The organism is Faecalibacterium sp. Marseille-Q0746, assembly GCF_017377595.1.
Taxonomy (GTDB): domain Bacteria; phylum Bacillota; class Clostridia; order Oscillospirales; family Ruminococcaceae; genus Faecalibacterium; species Faecalibacterium duncaniae.
Window position 1 is genome coordinate 51723 of sequence record NZ_JAFREI010000003.1, and the last position, 18990, is coordinate 70712.

Consider the following 18990-nt stretch of genomic DNA (forward strand, 5'->3'; position numbering starts at 1 on the left):
TTTTTAACCTTTTATCGGCACAAATCCGACCAGATCCTTCACGACCTCGCCGCCGATGATGAGCCCGGCCACCGAGGGCACAAAGGCGTTGGAGCCGGGGACCGAGCGCCGGACGGTGCACTTGCGCTGAGTGCCCGGGGGGCAGATGCAGTGGTTCTTGCAGCTGATGGAATCATCCTCGATGGGGGTCATGGCAGGCTCCTTGGAGTAGACGACCTTCAGGTGCTTGATCCGCCGCTTGCGGCACTCGGTGCGCATCACCTTGGCCAACGGGCAGACGGAGGTCTTGTAGATATCCGTCACCTCAAAGCGGGTGGGGTCCATCTTGTTGCCTGCACCCATGGCGCAGATGATGGGGGTACCGGCCTCCTTGGCCTTGACCACCAGCGCAATCTTGCCGGTAACGGTGTCGATGGCATCCACCACATAGTCGTACTGGGTGAAATCGAACTGATCCTGCGTTTCCGGGGTGAAGAAGATCTTGTAGGTGGTGACCTTGATGTTGGGGTCGATCTCGTGGATACGCTGTTCGGCCACATCCACCTTGTACTGGCCCACGGTCTTGCGGGTGGCCACGATCTGGCGATTCAGGTTGGTCAGGCAGACCTTGTCATCATCAATGAGGTCCAGCGCACCCACACCGCTGCGTGCCAGCGCTTCCACCGTGTAGCCGCCCACGCCGCCAATGCCAAACACCGCCACACGGGAATTGTGCAGCTTTTCCATTGCTTCCTTGCCCAGCAGCAGCTGGGTGCGGGAATATTGATCCTGCATAGATACTTGCTCCTCCATTTTACACTGTGCCGTTCATTTTACCGGTTCGGCACAGCTGCTTTCGTTTTGCTTTATCACTTTCCTGCAAAGCGCCTGAGAGGTTTATTCCACCGCAACGATGGTGCCGCCCCCCAGCACAACATCCCCCTGATACAGCACCACGGCCTGACCGGGCGTGGGAGCACGCTGGGGCTGGTCAAATTCCAGCCGGAACTGCCCCTCTCCCGCCGGGTAGACGGTGGCCGCCTGCTCGGTCTGGTGGTAGCGGGTGCGGGCCGTGACCCGCAAGGGCGCGGTCAGCTCTGGGATGGCGATCCAGTTCACCTCGTCGGCATAGACGATGCGGTCAAACAGGTTCTCCTCCGGGCCCACCGTGACGGTGTTGGCCTGCATATCCTTGGCGCAGACATACACCGGCGCACCCATGGCAAGGCCAAGGCCCTTACGCTGGCCGATGGTATACCGCACCGCGCCATTGTGAGTGCCCACCTTTTTGCCGTTCTCGTCCAGAAAATCGCCTGCCGGGTAATGCTTGCCGGTGAAGTCCTCCATGAAGCGGGCGTAGTCGCCGTCCGGCACAAAGCAGATATCCTGGCTGTCATGCTTGCGGGCGTTGATGAAATGCTGCTTTTCCGCGATCTCACGCACTTCGGCCTTATGCAGCCCCCCCAGCGGCAGGCGCACATGGGCCAGCTGCTCCTGGGTCAGGTTATAGAGCACATAGCTCTGATCCTTGCCCTCGTCCAGCCCCTTTTTCAGCAGCCAGCGGCCGGTGGCCTCGTCCTGCTCCACCCGGGCGTAATGGCCCGTGACCACATACTCCATGCCATGGCTCTCAGCCCAGCGGAGCAGGTGGTCGAACTTCATATACCGGTTGCAGTCGATGCAGGGGTTGGGCGTGCCGCCCATCTCGTATACCCGGATGAACTTTTCGATGATCTTCTCCCGGAAGTCGGCGGTGAAATCCAGCACCTCATAGGGGATATCCATCGCAAAGGCCACCTCGGCGGCATCCTCGATATCCTTTTCGGAGCAGCAGGTGTGGAAACCGGACTGCCCCAGCGTCTCGTTGCGGGTGAGCCGCATGGTGATGCCGGTGCAGTCGTACCCTGCCTGCTGCATCAGCCATGCCGCCACCGAGCTGTCCACACCGCCGCTCATGGCGATGAGTGCCCCGGGGCGCTTCGTGTTCTGTGCTTCTGTCATATCGTTCCTCATTCAATAACATACTAAAACAGTAGTATAATACTACCGCAGCTTCTTTCTCTTGTCAAGACGCAGAAAATTGGGCCGCCGCTGCCAGCAGCGCGTCTTTTTCGTTGGGTGTCTGCCCAGTGATGACAGCCTCCAGCAGGGCGTTCAGCACCTGCCGCAGACCCGGGCCGGGTCTGACCCCCGCCGCCATCAGGTCACGGCCATTCACGGCCAGCTGGCTCACCCGGCAGCAGGCATTTTCTGCTGTCAGCCGCTCTGCTTCGGCCCGCAGGGCAGCAAAGGCCTCGGTCTGTTCCGGATGCCGGGCACTGCAAAGGGCGGTCAGGCGCTGGATCGTCGGCAGCTCATAGCGGCCCAAAAGACGTTTGGCCATAAGTGTCTGGTCGGAGCCGGGCGTACCGGGAGCTTCCTCTTCGGACACGGTTCGGGCCATTCCATCGCCCGCCCTACTGCCTGCGGCAGCAGGGTCCCACCCCAGCGGACGGTCCTCAGAGGAACTCCCGGCCCACCTGTCTCGGCTCCGGGGCAGGAGAAAGCTCCCGGCACCCCCTCCAGCTTCCCTTTCCAACGCTGTCACCTCATCTGTGAGCGCGTTGGAGCATTTCAGTTTGCGCAGTGCCTTGCGGGCACCGGCTTCCCCCAGCGGGCAGAGAAGGGCCGCCAGCCGGGCGGGCACGTTCTCCGCTGTCGGTTCGATCCGGTCGATGGTACGGCAGAGTTCCGCAAACCGTTCCGGCTGTTTTTCCGGTTCCAGCTCCGGCAGGATAACGGCAAGAACGGCGGGTTCCAGATAGCTTCCGGGCCGGGGGGCCGCCAGCAGCTTGAGCAGTTCTTCCTGGATGCGCTCCGCCGAAACGCAGTCCAGATGCGGCCCCAGTGCCCGGGCAGCAGCACCGGTGGCTGGGTCGATGGCAAAGCCGAACCGGGCCGCGAACCGGTAGAGCCGCAGGATGCGCAGCGCGTCCTCCTCAAAGCGGCGTTCCGGCTCCCCCACCGCCCGCACGAGATGGGCGGCAAGGTCGTCCCGCCCGCCAAAGGGGTCGATGAGCCCTTCCTCGGCGCTGTATGCCATAGCGTTGATGGTGAAATCCCGCCGGGCAAGATCCTCCCGCACCTCCGGCACAAAGCAGACGGCATCCGGGTGGCGGCCATCGGAGTAGGTCCCCTCGGTGCGGAAGGTCGTTGTCTCATAGAGCCTGCCGCCCTGCTTCACCGTCACGGTGCCGTGCTGCAGGCCGGTGGGGATGCACTTTTCCGCCCCGAACAGCGCCATCACCTGCTCCGGGCGGGCGCTGGTGCAGAGGTCCCAATCGTGGGGATCCAGCCCCAGCAGGCTGTCCCGGACACAGCCGCCCACAGCGTAGGCCGCATGGCCCGCCCCATGGAGCGCATCCAGCAGCAGGGCTGCACCCGGGTCAAGTTTGATCGTTGTCATGTTGTTTCCTCGTCATATTGCAGGATGATCTGTTTGCCGTCAAAGCCGCACTCCGCCGCCGGGAATACCGCCTGCGCATTGGGCAGGGCGGCTTCCGGTTCAAGGATCATGGGCGAATAATGCATCAGCCAGAACCGGCGCACATCGGCCTTTTTTGCAATGGCCGCACCCTGCGCAAAAGTGCTGTGCCCCCACTGCTTTGCCTGCGCCTCCTGCTCGTTGTCGGGGTAGGTGGCATCGCAGAGGAAAAGGTCGGCGTTCTGCGCGGCCTGTTCCAGTGCCGGGCAGGGAGCGGTATCACCCGAGAACACGAACCGCAGGCCCCGGCGTGCCGGGCCCAGCACATCCGCGGGAGCGACCACCGCCCCGCTTTCCAGCGGGATGCTCTGGCCCCGCTGGAGCAGTTTCCATGCAGGCACCGGAACGTTCAGTGCCCGGGCCTTTGCAGGGTCAAAGCGGCCCGCCCGGGGCAGGTCGAGTCGATAGCCCCGGCTGGGCACCCGGTGCCGGGTGCGGAAAGGCGTAAGCTGCGCCCCCGCAGGCCAGCCGGAGGAGAGGGTGGTCAGGTCGATGGGGTCTGTGTCCAGCTGCACAGCCCTGACCGGATACGGCAGCGGCCCGGCCAGGGTGCGCAGGGCGGGCCAGACCTCCCCCAGCCCCTCCGGGCCGTAAAGGGTCAGCGGGCGCTCCCGGCCCTGACAGCCCAGCGTCTGCAGCAGGCCCGGCAGGCCGAAGATATGGTCGCCGTGATAGTGGGTCAGGCAGATGGCATCCAGCTTCATCAGGTTGACCCCGGCGCGGCGGGCCGCCGCCTGCGTGCCCTCGCCGCAGTCAAACAGCAGGGCATGGCCCCCGCATTCGGCCAGCGCAGCGGTCAGGGCACGGTCCGGCAGGGGCATGGTGGCCGCCGTGCCCAGCAGTGTAATGGTCAGCATAACAGTTCCTCCGTGATTTGTCGGTAACAGTGTACCACATTTTGCACCCGCACACAATCGGCACAGCCTGGCATAGGATGGCGCAGAGCTCTGATACAAAGGGAGGTTTGACCATGCAGCGCAAAAAAGTCCCCGCCGGGCACCACCGCTTCGGGCTGGCCCGGCTTGTTCTGGTTCTGGCACTGCTGTTTCTCGTCGTGGCGCTCACCGCCGGGCTGGCGGGCTGCCTGTTCCAGCCCGTACTGGCCGCCCGGGGCACGCTGCTGTTTCTGCCGGGGGCGTAAATTATTTTGTGAAAATTGAAATCCCTCTTGACTTCAGGACAATGACGTGATAAAATCCAGCCAAACCAGTGAGAGGGCATCCTGCCCGCCCCCGAGAGCAGCCACGCCATCCGCGCCGCCATCGACGAGGCCCTCAAGTGCAAGGAGACCGGCGAGGAAAAGACCATCGTCTTTGGCCTGACCGGCACCGGCTACTTTGACATGGTGGCCTATGAGAAGTTCCACGATGGCCAGATGAGTGACTACATCCCCACCGATGCCGACCTGCAAAAGGGCTTTGACGGCATTCCCCGGCAACGAGCTCTGAGCCGATACTATAATTACTATATAATAAAGGAGAAGCGCGCTCCCGATCCCGGGAACACGCTTCTCCTTTTCTGCGCACCATCCTCTGCAAACAGAAAACCGCCAGCGTATCTCTGAAGTGCCCCCCAAAAGTTAGACAAAAATAAGAATTAAGCGACCTGAACGGTCTGAATCCTGTACTGCACAGGGCTCAGGCCGTTTAGTTTTAATTTGATTCGGCGGTTGTTGTAGTAGTCGATATACTCAACAATGGCCTTTTCGAGCTGTTCAACGGAATCGAATTTTTCCAAATAGAACAGTTCCGTCTTGAGCAAGCCAAAGAAGTTTTCAGCAACCGCATTATCCAGACAAGTGGCTTTCCGGGACATACTTTGCGTAATGCCTTTCGCTCTCAACAGGTTCTGGTAAGGCTTCATCTGGTATTGCCAACCTTGGTCTGAGTGTAGAATAAGATTGTCTACTTTGTCGGGCAGCTTCTGAAAAGCATCTTCCAGCATGTCCGTGACTTGCTTGAAATTAGGATGGCGGCTAAGGTTATAGCTGACCACTTCTCCATTGAATAAATCAATGATCGGTGACAGGTAGAGCTTCTGGTCGTTTACCTTGAACTCCGTAACATCCGTAACCCATTTACGATTTGGTTCGTTTGTTTTGAAGTGCCGTTCCAGCAGATTTGGAGCCACTTCGCCAATCTCACCTTTGTAAGAATTGTATTTTCTTCTTTCACGAACATGGCAGACCAAGCCTAACTGTTTCATAAGCTTCTGTACCGTCTTGTGATTGACACAAATATCGTTGTTATGCAATTCTTGTGTAATTCTACGGTAGCCGTAACGCTTTTTGTTCTTGTTGAAGATTGTAATGATCTCCGCTTTCACCATTTGGTACTTCGCTGGCTTATGAGACTGACGCAAATAGTAGTAGAACGTGCTGCGAGGAAGCCCGGCAAGCTGCAGCAGTGCTTTCAACGGATATTTCTGCCTTAGTTCCTGAACTACTTGTGCTTTCTGTTTTGGCGTTCCTCTTCCAGCACCAAGGCTCTCAATTTTTTTAAATAGTCGATCTCCATACGAAGCCGTTGATTCTCTGCAATGAGATCTTCTTCTACCTGCTTGTCTAATTTCGGCTTTCGCCCCTTCTGCGTTCCGCTGGCGGCACAAGCTCGACCGCGCCGTTCTACCAGAAGAGCTTCTTTTCCTTCTTCCAAATAGATTCGTTCCCAGTCTTGAAGTGTTCGTCTGGGAACGTCGTACTCCCTGGATGCTTCGTGAAAGCTCAGTTGTTCACTGCGGATCCGTTCTATGATTTCTACTTTCTGCGTTCCATTGTACTTGCGTTGCCCTTTCGGCATACAAAAACACCCCATTTCCTAAACAGTATACCATACTGTCTAACAAATGGGGTGCAGTTCACTCTACACTGGCGGTCTTTTTATGGGCGCGGGTGGATTACGCAAGCCGCGCTGCTAAAAACAGCCCACCGGGCTGTTTTTGCCCCTTCTTCTGCGACGGGGCCGCAGCTGTTCGAATCCACCCGCATGAAAACCCAAACTTTCTGCAAACAGAAAACCGCCAGCGTATCTCTACACTGGCGGTCTTTTTATGGGCGCGGGTGGATCACGCAAGCCGCGCATCTAAAAAAGCCCCGCAGGGGCTTTTTTCCCCGCCGGACTGTTCGGCGGGTCGATGCTGTTCGAATCCACCCGCATGAAAATCCAAACCTTCTGCAAACAGAAAACCGCCAGCGTATCTCTACGCTGACGGTCTTTTTATGGAGCGAAGCAACCTAAATCCGAACCATTGCCCTCTGGGGCATCTTTGGCGGCGATTTCATCGAAAGTGATGGTTTTTGTGCCGTCTTTGTAGTTGAAGGCAATCAAAACTTTTTCATCATAGAGATAAACGGCATTCACGAATGTATTGATAAGCGTTTCCCGGTGGCTTTTCACGTTCGGGTCGAGCTTGCGGAACCGGGTCAGCCAGAAACGAACCTGATTTTCACTCAACCGAGGCCGAGCGATTTTTTCTTCAGCGATCCGAACCTCAAGTTCTTTCTGCTGGGCTTCCAACTTTTCCAAACGCGATTTAGTGGAGTTGGTCAGCACACCTGCTTGGATGGCGTTCAGCATATTCTCAATGCCGTTCTCCACCTCGCGCATCTGCTTTTCCAGCAAAGGAAGCGTGGTGTTTTCCTGATCCTGCAACTCCATGACCTCTGCAACGATGGCATCAATCACGGCATCGTCCTGAATCAGCTTCATGGTTTCGCAGACTACCAGATCTTCCAGCCACTCTTTACGGACGGTCTTTTTCTTACAGGTCTTGAAACGCTTCGCGGTGGCGCACTTATAATAATGATGAACGACCTTGTTTCTACCCGTACCGCACTCGCCGAACATCATCGCGCCGCACATTCCGCAGAACAGCTTGGTGGTGAGCAAGTAATTGTCCTCGGCCTTGTGACGGGCAGGAGCGCGGCTGTTCTTCTTGATTTTTTGCTGCACTTCTTCAAACAAGTCCTTGTCCACGATGGCTGGGATGCTGTCGGGCATCACAATGTCCTTGAAGTGGTTTTCTCCGATGTACCGTTTGTTCGTCAACAGCTTCTGAACACTGTTGTAGGTGAACTTCTGGTTGCGGTTGGTGGTCACGCCACTGTCGTTCAGCCAGTTCATCAGTTCTTTCATAGTTGCGCCATCGTTGTACCGATGAAAGGCTTCTACCACAAAGGGAGCTTTCAGCGGGTCGATTTGAAAGAACTTCTCTTCGTCCACCTTGAAGCCAATGGGAATCGTGCCGCCGTTGTACTTGCCCTTCAGAACATTCTCGGTCATGCCGCGCACAACTTTTTCAGAAAGTTCTGCCGAGTAGTATTCGGCCATGCCAGTCAGCATACTCTTGACCATGATACCCGCAGGGCTGTCAGAGATAGGCTCCGTGGCAGATACCAGCTTGACATGATTTCGTTCCAACTGGTACTCATAATGTGCCGAATCGTAACGATTTCGGGCGAAACGGTCAAGTTTCCAGACCAGCACAATGTCAAACAACCGTTTCTCGCTGTCCTTGATCATCTGCTGGAAGTCCGGGCGGTTGTCTGTCTTGGCAGAAAGCGCACGGTCGATGTAGTGCTTGATGACCGTGATGCCGTTCTTTTCGGCATAGGCGGTGCATTCACGAATCTGGCCTTCGATGGATTCTTCGCGCTGGTTATCCGATGAATAGCGGGCATAGATCACGGCGGTCATGCAAACACCCCTTTCACTTCATTCTCCGCAGGCGGCGCACAAGGTCGGATGCACTGTACAGCACACGGGCCACTGACACCGCATCCTCGCCCACAATGTAGAACACCGAGTAGTTGTCCACCAGCATCTGCCGCAGCCCTTGGGTGCGCTCCGGCTCGCTTTCCACCAGCGCACAGCGTTCCGGCAGGGTGTTCAGCGACTGGATAGCTTCTGCAATGCGGTTATACTGCCCCATGGCCGTGTCAGGCTCCAGCAGACGGTCAGCAATGTAGCTGTAAATCTGCTCCATATCATTGAGGGCTGCATGGGAAATTTTTACGTCATACTGCTTCATCTGTGCTGTTCCCTGAACTGTGCGAATGCGCTTGCGGCATCCACGGTATCACCGTTCTGAATCTCCTTAATACCCACCTGCAAGGCTGCGTGAAGCTGATCATCGGTCATGGTGTCAGCGTTCAGAGCCGCAGGAGCCTTCGGCAGGGACAGCGAGAACGGAATGCCGCCAGTCAGGGTAATCTGGCGCAGGTACATATCAATAGCTGTTGCCATCGGGATGCCGAGCTGCTTCAACACATCCTCAGCTTGTTGCTTGACAGTAGGGTTCACACGAAGATTGAGAGTCATCGTTTTTTCCATGGTTATCACCTCAATTTTATTGTAACGCATTTTGCGTTGCGAGTCAATCAAGCGCGAAGCCTCTATTGAAATTCTCTGTATTGCACAATATATTCGTCATTAAATTGTTTAAAGCGCAGAATATTCATTCGTTAGAATAAATCTTTGGAGTACGCCCAGTTTGTGCTGGGTGGTGAGATTGAGCATTATCTCTCACTCAGCTGTGACCATAGCAGATTTAGAGGATTGGCCTTTAATTAGAATATACAGATAAAACCGACAGCCATCTACTTGCGACTTGCAAATAGATGGCTGTCTATTATTAACTACGCATTTTAACAATGATTTTTCTTTTCAACAATCATTCCGATAACAAACGAAAGTAGGAAAACGAGCAGCCAAATCAAAACTCCATAGTGTGTCTTGAGCTGCCATACTTTTCCTATATACATATCCGGCGTGATTTTTGTGGCGTTTATTTTAATAATGAAATCGCCCAACACTTGTCCAATCAAAATTCCTGCCCAGTTTCCAGCCGTTGTGATAAGAGCCGCTTTATACATTTCCAGAAAACAGAAAGTAACGGATGCAACCCATACACACAAATAATAATGGGCTGCTGTCCATTCAAACAAGTAGATTTCATGAAACACTGTTTGAGAGAGAAGATAGCACACCACATATGCTAAAAATACGATCAGCAAAAATCCGAGACAAGTTTTCTTTTTTGATGCTGTGTTCTTCATACGGCTTTTGAATCCTATTCCAATGTGTACCGCCATCTTTGTGTTTCATTATAAAATAGCTTGACTGTTTACTTCGATACTATTTCGACAGTTGGCATCTTGCCTTCCAATCCAAGTTCATCATCTTCTGCAACTCTATAACTGGTAACATTTATTGAATACATATAATCTGAAATATCTGGATTTTCTTCATCGTCGGGAAGTTCAACTTCAAAAGTCTCAAACTCAAACACATAAGACGTTCCTTCAATAAGTTCGCCTGTCAAGTCCTTCTGGAAATGAAGCAAAAAAGGCCTGTCTTGAAAGAAGTGAACAACGGCGATTGTTTTTCCCGGAAGCGCATAGTAATCGGGCAAGAGTTGCTCAACTGTGGCCATAAAAGAACCCGAAAACTGTGCAAAATGCTTTTTGCTTTCGGCTATTTGCTGTTTCCCGTCATTATACCCTGCCTCGTAGCCAGCGGCATAGCCTTCTTCGTATTCCGCATTGTGCGCATCTGAACTTTGAGCATTATTTCCACAGCCAACCAATGTAAGTACTAGCATAAGGCCAAGAACTATTGTAGCCATCTTTTTCATACTGTTTCCTCCTTCCATGTTTTTCTTCGCCTTTATCGGACTTTTCCACAGTTTTTGCAAAATCGTTCGGAAGAATCATTTAATGTTCCACAGTCCGGGCAGTACCACCTACCATCTGGCATCGGTTCAACAGGCGAAGGCGTTTGGTGCGCCTTTGCCGGAGTTTGATTGGATGGTGCAGTAAACAACGGCGCAATATTCACATCTCTACGGCCAACACCAGCAAGGCTTCTAAAATCCAACGATTTAACTTCTTGTGCCAATGTCCGTTTTGGTTCAATATACTGACCGCACCGTTGGCAATATCGAACACCCAACTTGTTTTCATAACCACAATTTTTACAAGTCATCAAAGCTCCCTCCTTGCTTTTTGTTTAGATAACGAAATTTAAGCCTGATTTATTTCGTTTGTCCACAAAATTTTTCAAAATCGTATAGCTGCACATAAATTTTCAGAAAACTTGTAGCACAATCACGATTTTTTCATTCATATAAACCACCACGGCAGTTCCAGCCACAAATTATCCATAGCCTGTTCCTCCGTCTTTTTGGCGCGGCCTTTTGTCAGGTGAAAGTATATCGCCGTGCCGATCAGCGGATGTTCCTCACCATCGGTGAAGCCATAGCGGTACAGCAGATAAGTCTGCTCCCGCTGGGTCAGCCGTTTCAGACCATCGTACAGTTCCCGGCGCGATTCCTGTTCCTCCATAATGCTCTGCGGCTGCATGGCGTAGGGGTCAGCTATGGCTTCGATGCGCCGTAGTTGTTCCTCTCCCGGCAGAACATCGTCCAGCGAAACGCGCTGGTAGCAGACGCCGTCCTTATCCTCCGTCACCATCCGCTGCTCAAAAGCAGTAAAGGCATCCCTCACCATGTCCATCATGGCGTTGCGGATGGCAGGAGCCGCATAGGTCAGGAACTTCATGCCGCGCGCTGCATCGAACCTCGGCACAGCTTTCCATAAGCCCAGATTGCCCGCCTGTTTCAAATCGTCCGTGTCAAGGTTCAGGCCGGACTGTGCCAGATTCATGCTGCGGAAAAGGTCATTTGCCACCTTGCCAATAAAGGACTTGTTGTTGTCGATCAGGCTGTCCAGCGCGGCAGCATCGCCTTCCTGTGCCAGTGCACAAAGCCGTTCATTCGTCTGCTTCATGGGCGTTTTCCTGCTCTGCGGCAGACTGCAAGATTCCCAACAGACCGCTTCGCAGCTGTTCCAGTGCTTCCGGCGTGGCTCCTTCCATACCCGAAACGCTGTCCAGCATTGCATCCGTCAACTGCTCTGCCGTGATCGTTGGGTGCTGCACATCCTGCCCTTTGGTCAGCTCGTTGAACATCTTCTCTGCCACTTTCTTGCTCATTGCTTCCTGTTCGGCGTAATGGCTCCCGATGCCCTTTTTGATTTCCTTGACCGCTGCCATGAAGTACATCTCAATATCATCAAGGTCGCCCTGATACACCGGCTTTCTCCGAAGGCTGATGTCTTTGGCTGCCTTGGCTGCTTCCGGGGTCTTGACTTTTGTGCGCAGCAAGGTGCTCAATGTCGTGAACATGGCGTTCTGTGCCGCGATACCGGATGCAAAGGTATCATCAAAATACTGCGCTATGCGGTAAGTAAGCTCTGCAAAGCAGGTGTTTTCCAGCAGCAGATTGACCACCTCTGCATTGACACGCCCTGTGTAGAGGTTCTTTGCAGCTTCTACGGACAAGCCCAGCTCGGCAATGTCGTAATTCTTGCGGTCAGGGATGTTGGTTTCTCCCAGCAGGAAATCCGTGGACACGTTGAACAGCCTTGCGATCTTCAGCACCTGCTCATGGGTCAGAGTTCCTTTCGCACCACTGATAAAACGGCTGATAGTGCTTTTAGAGCAGCCGATTTCCTTGGCAAGCTCCGGTTGGCTGATGTTGTGCTCTTTCATCAAGTCCGCAAGACGGACGTTGGACGGTGCGGGCAGATATTCCTGTGCCATGTAGTCGGCCCTCCTTTTTGAGTTTTTTCCTCATTATAATACGCTCTGCCGTTTTGTTCAATATACGTTTTTCTCTCTGCCCTTGCTGTTGCAGCCCTGCAATCAGCAAGGGCATTTTTCTTTTTCCGTTGCAGTTCTGCCGCTTTTTCGCCTTTCCAGCAAAATTTTCCGTATATTCAGGCAGGAAGCAAAAAACACCAGAGTTCCCACTTTGGGGTACTCTGGTGCAACGCATAACACCGCCCTGCTCGGTGGCCGCAGGGTGCGCGGTTTTGTGGACATCGAACCGATTGTCCGCCCCTGCCCGTAAAAAGTGCATTTTTCACGGAAGAAGTTCGTACAACCTGTACGGTCTGTACTTGTACGCATCTGTACGGCGAATTGAAGTAAATTAAAACGAATTATCGTTTATATTTAGGATTTCCGTACGTCGTACGAACCGTACAGGTTATTTGAAGTCCGTACGCAATTTTTTCAGATGCGTACGGAGCAATCAAGTTCGCATTGTGCGAGCTTGATCGTAGCTCTCCCGCAGGAGACGTTCCCCCTCGGAGAGTCCTCGAAGAGCCCACTACACTTTGCAGCCCATAGGGATGAAAGTGTTATAGTGGGTTATTACACTTCCGAAGAAGTGCATCTCCCCACCGCAAACAAGCTGTTCGCCTAAAGAAAAGCCGCATAACGGAATGTGCCTGTTCCGGCTCCTTCTATGTTTCATCGTATTCTAAAATGTCTCCCGGCTGACAATGAAGCTCCCGGCAAATTGCATCCAGTGTAGAAAAACGAATTGCTCTAACCTTTCCGGTCTTTAGATTTGAGAGGTTCGCCATAGAGATTCCAACACGTTCAGAAAGTTCTGTCAAGGAAATCTTTCGGTCTGCCATAATGCGGTCCAATCGTAGTATGATTGCCATTCTTATCCCCTTAAAGAACTTCGTTCAATTCCTTCTGCATCGCAACAGCTTCTTTCAACAACTCAGCCATGATAATCAGAAGTACTCCAGGCAACAGCAATACTGAATCACAGAAGAAAAAGGTCGAACCAGACGCTTGATATCCCGGTAAAAGTGGAAATATCACAGATGCAACCGCAATAAGATAGCCTTCAAGACGAGTGCATTGAACCAGCGTTTTAGAAAAAGTTTTATCACTAAGCATCATCTTCAAAACAGAGATTCCGGCAATCGTCATTACAAGGAAATACAGTTCCTGCGATGCAATGGAAGTGACATTAAGAGCCACTCCATGCCTTGCACCCAAAAGCCATTGAATAGGAAGAATCACTGCACTGAACATTTGCGGAACAGTCAGTAAGAATGCCAGTCCAAGAAGTGTTTGTTTCTTTTTGAAAAACGTCTTTTTCTCGGAAGAAGTTGTATCAACCCGAAAATCATTCTTACCCATATTGCATCCCCCTTTGATTTCACATTTAGAATAGCACACGTTAAATTGAAAATCAATATATTTTTATCGTTTATCAGCAAAACCATCTGCATTATGAGTAAGAGTGTTAAACAGCACCCCTTGAAAGGAGGGATGCCCTTTGGCAAGAAACGATGGCGTTGACCGCACCAGTGTCCGAAATCTCGACGTTTCGGACAAGGCCGTTGGCAACACCCAACAGCACAACGAGCGCGAAAAGGACAGCTATCGAAACCCCGACATTATCCCCCAGCGCACCTCATGGAACGTCCACTTCAAAAAGCCAACCGCCAGCTACACTGACCTGTTCGCCCAACTGGAAACCGCTGGTACGATTTCAACGCGCGGCCTGAAGCCGGATGCCAACCACTACTGTGAACTTGTCTTTGATGTCAACTCGGCCTATTTTGACAACCACGGCGGCTATGAGTTCGCCAAGCAGTTCTATGAGAATGCCTACAAAGCAGCCGTTCAGATCGTGGGTGGTGAGCAGTATATCCTCTCGGCAGTCATGCACGCCGATGAGATCAACCGTGCCATGACCGAAGCACTAGGCTGCGAAGTTTACCACTACCACCTCCATGTGGTCTATGTGCCTGTGGTGGAAAAGCAGATTCTGTGGTCGAAACGCTGCAAGGACAAGGCACTGGTCGGCACCGTCAAGGAGACTGTCATGCAGGTCAGCCGGAGCAAGAAGTGGGCATCCAAGCCCCTGCTGGACGATGCCGGAAAGCCCGTGCTGCAAAAGAACGGCAAGCCAGTCCTGAAGAAGTCGTACAGCATCCTGCAAGACGATTTCTTCAACTATATGCGCTCTGCCGGGTACACCGATGTGGAGCGCGGCGAACGTGGCAGCACCGAAGAACACCTGACTGTCACTCAGTTCAAAGTCCAGCGGGAGCAGGAGCGGCTGGACGCCCTGACCGCTCAAGCCAATCAGCAGGTACAATCGCTTGCTAAAACCAGTCAGACCCTCTCCCAAAAGGAGAAAGAACTTGCCTCCATTCAGAAAAAGACCACGCTCACGAAAGAAGCCCTCATTCATGCGCGTGATCTGGATTATATCGGCAAGCGCACCTTTCTCGGTAACTACTCGCTGACCGAAGAAGAATTTTCCAAGCTGAAAAAGCAAGCCGACCACGGCTATATGATGGACGTAGAGAACCGCCGCTTGAAAGAAGAACTTTCCACCGCCAAGAAGGAGGCCGTTCGTTGGAGTAACAAGTACCACGACCTGTGGTACGACGTGAAACCCTATCTGGATGCTCTCCACCGTGCTCCTGAACTGGTGCGCAGCTTTCTGGAAAAGATTCTTGCCCCCAAGCAGGAGCGCACCATGAATGTGCCGCAGCGAAACCACAAGCGTGGACAGAATATGGAACTTTGATTTTCGGAGGATACCATTTGAACAAAAAGAAGAAGTCGAACAAATCCGGCTACCCGGATGAAGCGATCAAGACCCTTGCGCGTTGCTTTTATCCCTCCATGGTTGAGTTTTTCAACAGTGAGGAAGGCCAGCGTGAATATGAGGAATGGCTGAAAGAGCAGAAAGCACTACAAGCCTTGCCTGTTGCAGCATAAAAACAGCAGGACGCTCCCGATGAAAGGAACGCCCTGCCTTACATAGATGTATCTCACCGAGGTGTGTCCAGTTGGGCACACCTCTTATTTTTTTGTCCTTAATCTTCTAACCCATGGCTCCCGGCTGCATTTTTCAAATATTCCTCTGGGTCACCGTTCAGAATCAAATCGGCGTAGCCCAGCGGGTCATTGTAGATGAGATAATCTAACTCTGCCCTCTGCGCCATAGTCACATCCAGCGCATCCTCGACCCCGGTGCAGTCAATATAGATCATTCTCCCATCCCGGAGCAGCAGCTCCACGCACCCGGTGTCCATGTTGAAATGGCAGGCTCTTGCATCGTACTTCATAATCATACCCTCCAAATCTTGTTATCAGCTTACGGTCTATGACAAGGTATCGGAGTTTTGCGCCGTCCACGGGAGCCTTCATTGCTGTACCCAAAGAAAACGAAAAATCCGAACCCTTCTCCAATCGGAAACAGGTTCGGATTTTTCTTGTTTGGTGGGCGCGGGTGGATTCGAACCACCGAAGCTGAAAAGCAGCAGATTTACAGTCTGTCCCCATTGGCCACTCGGGAACACGCCCAGATTCTGTTCACGTCCGTTGCCGGACGACTTGTTTATTTTATCAGACTGCGGGCGATTTGTCAACTACTTTTTTCGGATTTTTGCAGCTTTTCTGCGGAAACTGTCGGCAGGGTCAGTTTTGGGTCAGATGTTTCCGGCGCTCGTAATCCCGCAAGGCGGCAATGGCTTCGCCGGACATGGGGTAGAGGGCAATGAGATTGAATATGGTCATCAGGCCGATGCCCACGTCGCCCAGGTCCCACACCACGGTATAGGCCTCCAGGCCGCCCACCATCAGCATGACAAGGGCCAGCACCTTATAGGCTGTCTGCCAGCCCCAGCGGTCGCCAAAGAGGTACGCCACATTGGAGCGGGCATAGAACAGGATGCCGATGAAGGTGGAGAAACTGAACAGCGCCAGCGTGACGGCAATGAACACCACGCCAAAGCTGCCCAGATGGTACTGCGCCGCTGCCTGCAGCAGGTCCATGCCGGTCAGCCCAGTGGTGACATTTGCGGGAGCCAGCAGCATCATAAAGGCAGTGCAGCTGCAGATGACCACCGTGTCGATCAGGACACCCAGTGCCTGCACAAAGCCCATTTTCACGGGATCATCGCAGGAGGCAGCCGCTGCCGCACAGGGGGCCGAACCGCTGCCCGCTTCATTGGAGAACAGGCCGCGCTTGACACCGTTCATCAGCACCGCGCCAAAGCCGCCCGCGGCCACCTGCCGCAGGCCGAAGGCTTCCGAGAAGATGCGGCCCAGCACAGCGGGCAGCTGACGGAAATTTACCGCAATGATGATGACCGTCATCACGAAATAGCAGACCGCCATGATCGGCACGATAACATCCAGGCTTTTCACGGTGGCATCCTTGCGCAGGACAATGACCGCCGAGAGCACCACCAGCACCACCGTGGTCACAATGGGCGGGATGGAGAACGCATTGGCAAAGGCAGAGCTGACCGAGTTGCTGATGACCTGGCTGATACCGCACCAGCAGATGAGGCCCGAAATGGCAAACAACACCGCGATGATGGAATGACGCAGCTTTTTGCCCCGCTTGCGCTCGGCCAGCACATGGATGTAGTAGGCCGGGCCGCCGCGCTGCCCGCCATAGAGCGGGTCGGGCTGCCGGTACTTCTGGGCCAGTGTGGATTCCACAAAGGAGGTGGAGGCCCCCAGCAGGGCCGTGACCCACATCCAGAACACCGCACCGGCACCGCCGGCAGACACTGCCGCCACCACGCCCACCAGATTGCCCATGCCTACCCGGGTGGCCGTGGAGACGATGAGCGTCTGAAAAGAGGAAAGGCTGTCCCTGCTCTGGTTCTTTTCGCAGACAGCGGCGATCATATCCCGGAACAGCCGCACGGGCAGCAGCCGGGTGCGCAGGGTGAAGAACACGCCCGCCGTGAGCAGCAGCACCGCCATCAGCGAAATGCCGATGCCGCCGCCCACCGGCAGGGTGAACAGATCACCCCAGAGCAGGTTGTATACCGTTTCGATCAAGTGGGACATTCTGAGGAGCCTCCTGTTGTGTGATTACTTTATTATAATACAGCACTTCAGGTTTGTAAATCAGAAAATCCCGGCGCAGAGAAAACAAAAAATCCGAACCCTTCTCTTTCGAGAAAAGGTTCGGATTTTCATTGTTTGGTGCGGATAAGAGGACTTGAACCTCCACCGAGTTGCCCCGATTAGAACCTGAATCTAACGCGTCTGCCAATTCCGCCATATCCGCATATTCTGTTTTGTTCACCGGCCGTTCGGCTCGGAACGTTAGTTATTATACCACAGCCACAAGAAAAGTCAAGCACTATTTTCAAAATTGTTCGACAAAAAAATGTTCTAAATTTCAGGCACTCCGTACAGGGGCATTTGGGCCGGAATATGGTACAATAAAAGCTGACCGTCCGGCCTGTATGCCGCCGGGCGAGTAATGACGGAATGAGGGAAACCGAATGTTCAATGTTCTGATCTTCATCATCGGCGCGGGCATCATGTTCTACATGGGCCTGCGCAGTGTGCTGCAGCGCCGCCGCTTACAGCAGAAGGGCCAGCGTGTGGAGGCCCGGGTGGCAGGCACCGTTCAGAGCCGGGACGGCGCGGCTTATCTGCTTGAGTTCGAGACCGAGGGCGGCAGCCACCGCCTGCACTACCCCAAAGCCGCCAAGGGCAAGGGTTTTGCCAGCGGGGAAACGGTCACGCTGTACTACGACCCCGAAGATCCCGAAAAGATGTATGTGGAGGGCGACCGCTCCGTTCTGGGGGCCGAGATCCTCTATTTCTGTCTGGCCGTTGTGCTGCTGGCACTGATGGTCAGCTTTAGCCGCTGAAAGGAGGTCACCGCAATGGTATTGGAACATATCGGAATGCCCCAGCCCGGGGACTGCCGGGTGGTATTCTCCGCCAGCGCCGAGGAGTTGGAAGCGGCCATTCAGGCCGAGCAGGCCGCAGAGAACCCGCCGCAGACGGAAGAGGACCTGCTGACCGCCGCCGTGAACCGGGCTATCCTGACCGGTTTTTCCACATTATATCAGGAGCTTGTGGAAAAAGAGCATCTGGTTCCCGTGACCGATCCAGATTTTGAGCTGCTGGCTGTCAACCGGGCCGAAGGCTTCCGGGCGGGAGCAGAGTTCTACTGCCTGCCGCCGCTGGAGCTGGAGCGTTACACCGGCTTCACCCAACCCATCCAGCCCCGGCCCATCCGTCAGGTGAGCATTGAACTGGAAGTGAACACCCGGCACGGCGATGAAGACCGCGCCGCCGATGCCGCAGGCAAGGCGGCCCTGCGCCAGCAGGTTGCACGGGAGCTCTATGCCCAGCGCTGTGCGCAGGCCAAGGCACTGGCCCGCCGGGAGCTTATCTTCCAGCTGGGCGGCTGTGTCAAGGGCACCCTGCCCAAGGACCTGGTCTCTGGCAACTATTTTGCTGAACAGCGGAACTTCAACCTGCGGCTGCAGGCCAACAACGTCAACTTTGACCAGTACCTCAAAGTGCGGGGCCAGACTGTGGAACAGTTCCGCACTGAGCTCCACGCACAGGCAGAGCAGAAGCTGCGGGGCAGTCTGGGCCTTCTGATGGTGGCCGAGCGGGAACACCTCTGGCCCACCGATGCCGAGGTGGAGGCCGCACTGGCACACTGGAAGGGTGAGCGCACCTTCCCTGCCAACGATTTCCGCAAGGTGCGGCAGGGCATCGCCAGCCAGCGGGCGGCAGAGTTCGTGGAAGCCCACTCCACCCTGCTTCCCCCGCCGGAGGAACCGGTGCTGGAAACCATCGCATAAAAAATGGGAGATGCCGTGTACCGAC

Annotated in this window: 24 protein-coding genes, 2 tRNA genes and 1 pseudogene; 7 read left to right on the forward strand and 20 right to left on the reverse strand. The window is 54.2% G+C overall.

Going from position 1 to position 18990, the window contains the following annotated elements:
• Nucleotides 1-3 precede the first annotated feature (3 nt).
• The 4 genes from J3351_RS02790 to J3351_RS02805 form a co-directional block, all read right to left on the reverse strand.
• Entirely contained in the window at nucleotides 4-774 is a 771-nt protein-coding gene (locus J3351_RS02790; RefSeq protein WP_207697090.1) for a ThiF family adenylyltransferase, read from the reverse strand.
• A gap of 102 nt (nucleotides 775-876) precedes the next feature.
• Entirely contained in the window at nucleotides 877-1980 is a 1104-nt protein-coding gene (gene mnmA, locus J3351_RS02795; protein ID WP_035393312.1) for a tRNA 2-thiouridine(34) synthase MnmA, read from the reverse strand.
• Between the two features lie 64 nt (nucleotides 1981-2044).
• On the reverse strand, nucleotides 2045-3424 hold the full coding sequence (locus J3351_RS02800; protein ID WP_207697091.1) for a CCA tRNA nucleotidyltransferase: 1380 nt from the start codon (nucleotides 3422-3424) through the stop codon (nucleotides 2045-2047).
• Nucleotides 3421-4359, reverse strand: a complete 939-nt coding sequence (locus J3351_RS02805; protein ID WP_207697092.1) for a ribonuclease Z — start codon at nucleotides 4357-4359, stop codon at nucleotides 3421-3423. Before J3351_RS02805 ends, J3351_RS02800 begins: the two co-directional genes overlap by 4 nt.
• Before the next feature lie 113 nt (nucleotides 4360-4472).
• Between J3351_RS02805 and J3351_RS02810 the strand changes: the two genes are divergently transcribed.
• Both J3351_RS02810 and J3351_RS14075 read left to right on the forward strand, forming a co-directional pair.
• A complete protein-coding gene (locus J3351_RS02810) occupies nucleotides 4473-4643 on the forward strand; it encodes a hypothetical protein (RefSeq protein ID WP_154277582.1) in 171 nt (56 codons plus the stop codon).
• Between the two features lie 72 nt (nucleotides 4644-4715).
• A pseudogene (locus J3351_RS14075) lies at nucleotides 4716-4937 on the forward strand (TrpB-like pyridoxal-phosphate dependent enzyme); the annotation flags it as partial.
• Nucleotides 4938-5098: 161 nt separating this feature from the next.
• Here J3351_RS14075 and J3351_RS02815 read toward each other — a convergent pair.
• The 5 genes from J3351_RS02815 to J3351_RS02835 all read right to left on the reverse strand — a co-directional run bounded on the left by J3351_RS02815 (nucleotide 5099) and on the right by J3351_RS02835 (nucleotide 8832).
• The gene (locus J3351_RS02815; RefSeq protein ID WP_307862849.1) at nucleotides 5099-5995 is read right to left on the reverse strand and encodes an IS3 family transposase; all 897 of its coding nucleotides are present in this window, start codon (nucleotides 5993-5995) and stop codon (nucleotides 5099-5101) included.
• Nucleotides 5944-6300 carry a helix-turn-helix domain-containing protein gene (locus tag J3351_RS14290; protein ID WP_197039553.1) on the reverse strand — a complete coding sequence of 119 codons (357 nt, stop codon included), beginning with the start codon at nucleotides 6298-6300 and terminating at the stop codon, nucleotides 5944-5946. The genes J3351_RS02815 and J3351_RS14290 overlap by 52 nt, the downstream gene beginning before the upstream one ends.
• A 417-nt stretch (nucleotides 6301-6717) precedes the next feature.
• Entirely contained in the window at nucleotides 6718-8196 is a 1479-nt protein-coding gene (locus tag J3351_RS02825; RefSeq protein WP_156061738.1) for a recombinase family protein, read from the reverse strand.
• 13 nt (nucleotides 8197-8209) lie between these two features.
• A complete protein-coding gene (locus J3351_RS02830) occupies nucleotides 8210-8530 on the reverse strand; it encodes a type II toxin-antitoxin system RelE/ParE family toxin (RefSeq protein ID WP_156061736.1) in 321 nt (106 codons plus the stop codon).
• Nucleotides 8527-8832: a type II toxin-antitoxin system RelB/DinJ family antitoxin gene (locus J3351_RS02835; protein WP_035393314.1), complete on the reverse strand. Its 306-nt coding sequence runs from the start codon at nucleotides 8830-8832 to the stop codon at nucleotides 8527-8529. Before J3351_RS02835 ends, J3351_RS02830 begins: the two co-directional genes overlap by 4 nt.
• Nucleotides 8833-8994: 162 nt before the next feature.
• Between J3351_RS02835 and J3351_RS14085 the strand changes: the two genes are divergently transcribed.
• On the forward strand, nucleotides 8995-9072 hold the full coding sequence (locus tag J3351_RS14085; protein ID WP_307862850.1) for a hypothetical protein: 78 nt from the start codon (nucleotides 8995-8997) through the stop codon (nucleotides 9070-9072).
• 74 nt (nucleotides 9073-9146) lie between these two features.
• Here the strand turns inward: J3351_RS14085 and J3351_RS02840 are convergent, their stop codons facing one another.
• From J3351_RS02840 to J3351_RS02870, 7 genes are all read right to left on the reverse strand, one after another.
• The gene (locus J3351_RS02840) at nucleotides 9147-9557 is read right to left on the reverse strand and encodes a hypothetical protein (protein WP_227611581.1); all 411 of its coding nucleotides are present in this window, start codon (nucleotides 9555-9557) and stop codon (nucleotides 9147-9149) included.
• Nucleotides 9558-9625: 68 nt separating this feature from the next.
• Nucleotides 9626-10135 (reverse strand): hypothetical protein, encoded by a 510-nt coding sequence (locus tag J3351_RS02845; RefSeq protein ID WP_117477323.1) that lies wholly within the window; start codon nucleotides 10133-10135, stop codon nucleotides 9626-9628.
• A 32-nt stretch (nucleotides 10136-10167) separates the two neighbouring features.
• Nucleotides 10168-10485 (reverse strand): zinc-ribbon domain-containing protein, encoded by a 318-nt coding sequence (locus tag J3351_RS02850; protein WP_154276418.1) that lies wholly within the window; start codon nucleotides 10483-10485, stop codon nucleotides 10168-10170.
• Nucleotides 10486-10622: 137 nt separating this feature from the next.
• Nucleotides 10623-11288, reverse strand: coding sequence for a sigma-70 family RNA polymerase sigma factor (locus tag J3351_RS02855; RefSeq protein WP_154276417.1), 666 nt, complete (start codon nucleotides 11286-11288; stop codon nucleotides 10623-10625).
• Nucleotides 11272-12102 carry a helix-turn-helix domain-containing protein gene (locus J3351_RS02860; RefSeq protein ID WP_154276416.1) on the reverse strand — a complete coding sequence of 277 codons (831 nt, stop codon included), beginning with the start codon at nucleotides 12100-12102 and terminating at the stop codon, nucleotides 11272-11274. Before J3351_RS02860 ends, J3351_RS02855 begins: the two co-directional genes overlap by 17 nt.
• A 707-nt stretch (nucleotides 12103-12809) precedes the next feature.
• A complete protein-coding gene (locus tag J3351_RS02865) occupies nucleotides 12810-13016 on the reverse strand; it encodes a helix-turn-helix transcriptional regulator (RefSeq protein ID WP_120120272.1) in 207 nt (68 codons plus the stop codon).
• A gap of 10 nt (nucleotides 13017-13026) precedes the next feature.
• Nucleotides 13027-13506 carry a DUF2975 domain-containing protein gene (locus tag J3351_RS02870; protein ID WP_112091735.1) on the reverse strand — a complete coding sequence of 160 codons (480 nt, stop codon included), beginning with the start codon at nucleotides 13504-13506 and terminating at the stop codon, nucleotides 13027-13029.
• Between the two features lie 139 nt (nucleotides 13507-13645).
• Here J3351_RS02870 and J3351_RS02875 point away from each other — a divergent pair, with 139 nt between their 5' ends.
• Both J3351_RS02875 and J3351_RS02880 read left to right on the forward strand, forming a co-directional pair.
• On the forward strand, nucleotides 13646-14911 hold the full coding sequence (locus tag J3351_RS02875) for a plasmid recombination protein (protein WP_207697094.1): 1266 nt from the start codon (nucleotides 13646-13648) through the stop codon (nucleotides 14909-14911).
• Between the two features lie 17 nt (nucleotides 14912-14928).
• Entirely contained in the window at nucleotides 14929-15105 is a 177-nt protein-coding gene (locus J3351_RS02880; RefSeq protein ID WP_227611579.1) for a hypothetical protein, read from the forward strand.
• Nucleotides 15106-15203: 98 nt separating this feature from the next.
• On the opposite strand, the gene J3351_RS02885 is transcribed toward J3351_RS02880, so the two are convergent.
• The 4 genes from J3351_RS02885 to J3351_RS02900 all read right to left on the reverse strand — a co-directional run bounded on the left by J3351_RS02885 (nucleotide 15204) and on the right by J3351_RS02900 (nucleotide 17419).
• Nucleotides 15204-15455: a DUF6061 family protein gene (locus J3351_RS02885; protein ID WP_035393319.1), complete on the reverse strand. Its 252-nt coding sequence runs from the start codon at nucleotides 15453-15455 to the stop codon at nucleotides 15204-15206.
• Nucleotides 15456-15607: 152 nt separating this feature from the next.
• Nucleotides 15608-15693, reverse strand: a tRNA-Tyr gene (locus J3351_RS02890).
• A gap of 114 nt (nucleotides 15694-15807) precedes the next feature.
• Nucleotides 15808-17196: a sodium:alanine symporter family protein gene (locus J3351_RS02895; protein WP_156062136.1), complete on the reverse strand. Its 1389-nt coding sequence runs from the start codon at nucleotides 17194-17196 to the stop codon at nucleotides 15808-15810.
• Nucleotides 17197-17332: 136 nt separating this feature from the next.
• Nucleotides 17333-17419, reverse strand: a tRNA-Leu gene (locus tag J3351_RS02900).
• 220 nt (nucleotides 17420-17639) lie between these two features.
• Here J3351_RS02900 and J3351_RS02905 point away from each other — a divergent pair.
• Together J3351_RS02905 and J3351_RS02910 are read left to right on the forward strand one after the other, a co-directional pair.
• On the forward strand, nucleotides 17640-18014 hold the full coding sequence (locus J3351_RS02905) for a DUF3592 domain-containing protein (RefSeq protein WP_097772785.1): 375 nt from the start codon (nucleotides 17640-17642) through the stop codon (nucleotides 18012-18014).
• 15 nt (nucleotides 18015-18029) lie between these two features.
• On the forward strand, nucleotides 18030-18965 hold the full coding sequence (locus tag J3351_RS02910) for an FKBP-type peptidylprolyl isomerase (RefSeq protein WP_097772786.1): 936 nt from the start codon (nucleotides 18030-18032) through the stop codon (nucleotides 18963-18965).
• Nucleotides 18966-18990 lie beyond the last annotated feature (25 nt).

Coding starts and splice junctions, on each gene's coding strand:
- J3351_RS02850 (WP_154276418.1), bottom strand. CDS start 10,485: ATGACTTGTAAAAATTGTGGTTATGAAAACAAGTTGGGTGTTCGATAT.
- J3351_RS02895 (WP_156062136.1), bottom strand. CDS start 17,196: ATGTCCCACTTGATCGAAACGGTATACAACCTGCTCTGGGGTGATCTG.
- J3351_RS02835 (WP_035393314.1), bottom strand. CDS start 8,832: ATGGAAAAAACGATGACTCTCAATCTTCGTGTGAACCCTACTGTCAAG.
- J3351_RS02860 (WP_154276416.1), bottom strand. CDS start 12,102: ATGGCACAGGAATATCTGCCCGCACCGTCCAACGTCCGTCTTGCGGAC.
- J3351_RS02840 (WP_227611581.1), bottom strand. CDS start 9,557: ATGAAGAACACAGCATCAAAAAAGAAAACTTGTCTCGGATTTTTGCTG.
- J3351_RS02790 (WP_207697090.1), bottom strand. CDS start 774: ATGCAGGATCAATATTCCCGCACCCAGCTGCTGCTGGGCAAGGAAGCA.
- J3351_RS02805 (WP_207697092.1), bottom strand. CDS start 4,359: ATGCTGACCATTACACTGCTGGGCACGGCGGCCACCATGCCCCTGCCG.
- J3351_RS02855 (WP_154276417.1), bottom strand. CDS start 11,288: ATGAAGCAGACGAATGAACGGCTTTGTGCACTGGCACAGGAAGGCGAT.
- J3351_RS02845 (WP_117477323.1), bottom strand. CDS start 10,135: ATGAAAAAGATGGCTACAATAGTTCTTGGCCTTATGCTAGTACTTACA.
- J3351_RS02885 (WP_035393319.1), bottom strand. CDS start 15,455: ATGAAGTACGATGCAAGAGCCTGCCATTTCAACATGGACACCGGGTGC.
- J3351_RS02800 (WP_207697091.1), bottom strand. CDS start 3,424: ATGACAACGATCAAACTTGACCCGGGTGCAGCCCTGCTGCTGGATGCG.
- J3351_RS02825 (WP_156061738.1), bottom strand. CDS start 8,196: ATGACCGCCGTGATCTATGCCCGCTATTCATCGGATAACCAGCGCGAA.
- J3351_RS02905 (WP_097772785.1), top strand. CDS start 17,640: ATGTTCAATGTTCTGATCTTCATCATCGGCGCGGGCATCATGTTCTAC.
- J3351_RS02830 (WP_156061736.1), bottom strand. CDS start 8,530: ATGAAGCAGTATGACGTAAAAATTTCCCATGCAGCCCTCAATGATATG.
- J3351_RS02865 (WP_120120272.1), bottom strand. CDS start 13,016: ATGGCAATCATACTACGATTGGACCGCATTATGGCAGACCGAAAGATT.
- mnmA (WP_035393312.1), bottom strand. CDS start 1,980: ATGACAGAAGCACAGAACACGAAGCGCCCCGGGGCACTCATCGCCATG.
- J3351_RS02810 (WP_154277582.1), top strand. CDS start 4,473: ATGCAGCGCAAAAAAGTCCCCGCCGGGCACCACCGCTTCGGGCTGGCC.
- J3351_RS02910 (WP_097772786.1), top strand. CDS start 18,030: ATGGTATTGGAACATATCGGAATGCCCCAGCCCGGGGACTGCCGGGTG.
- J3351_RS02870 (WP_112091735.1), bottom strand. CDS start 13,506: ATGGGTAAGAATGATTTTCGGGTTGATACAACTTCTTCCGAGAAAAAG.
- J3351_RS14290 (WP_197039553.1), bottom strand. CDS start 6,300: ATGCCGAAAGGGCAACGCAAGTACAATGGAACGCAGAAAGTAGAAATC.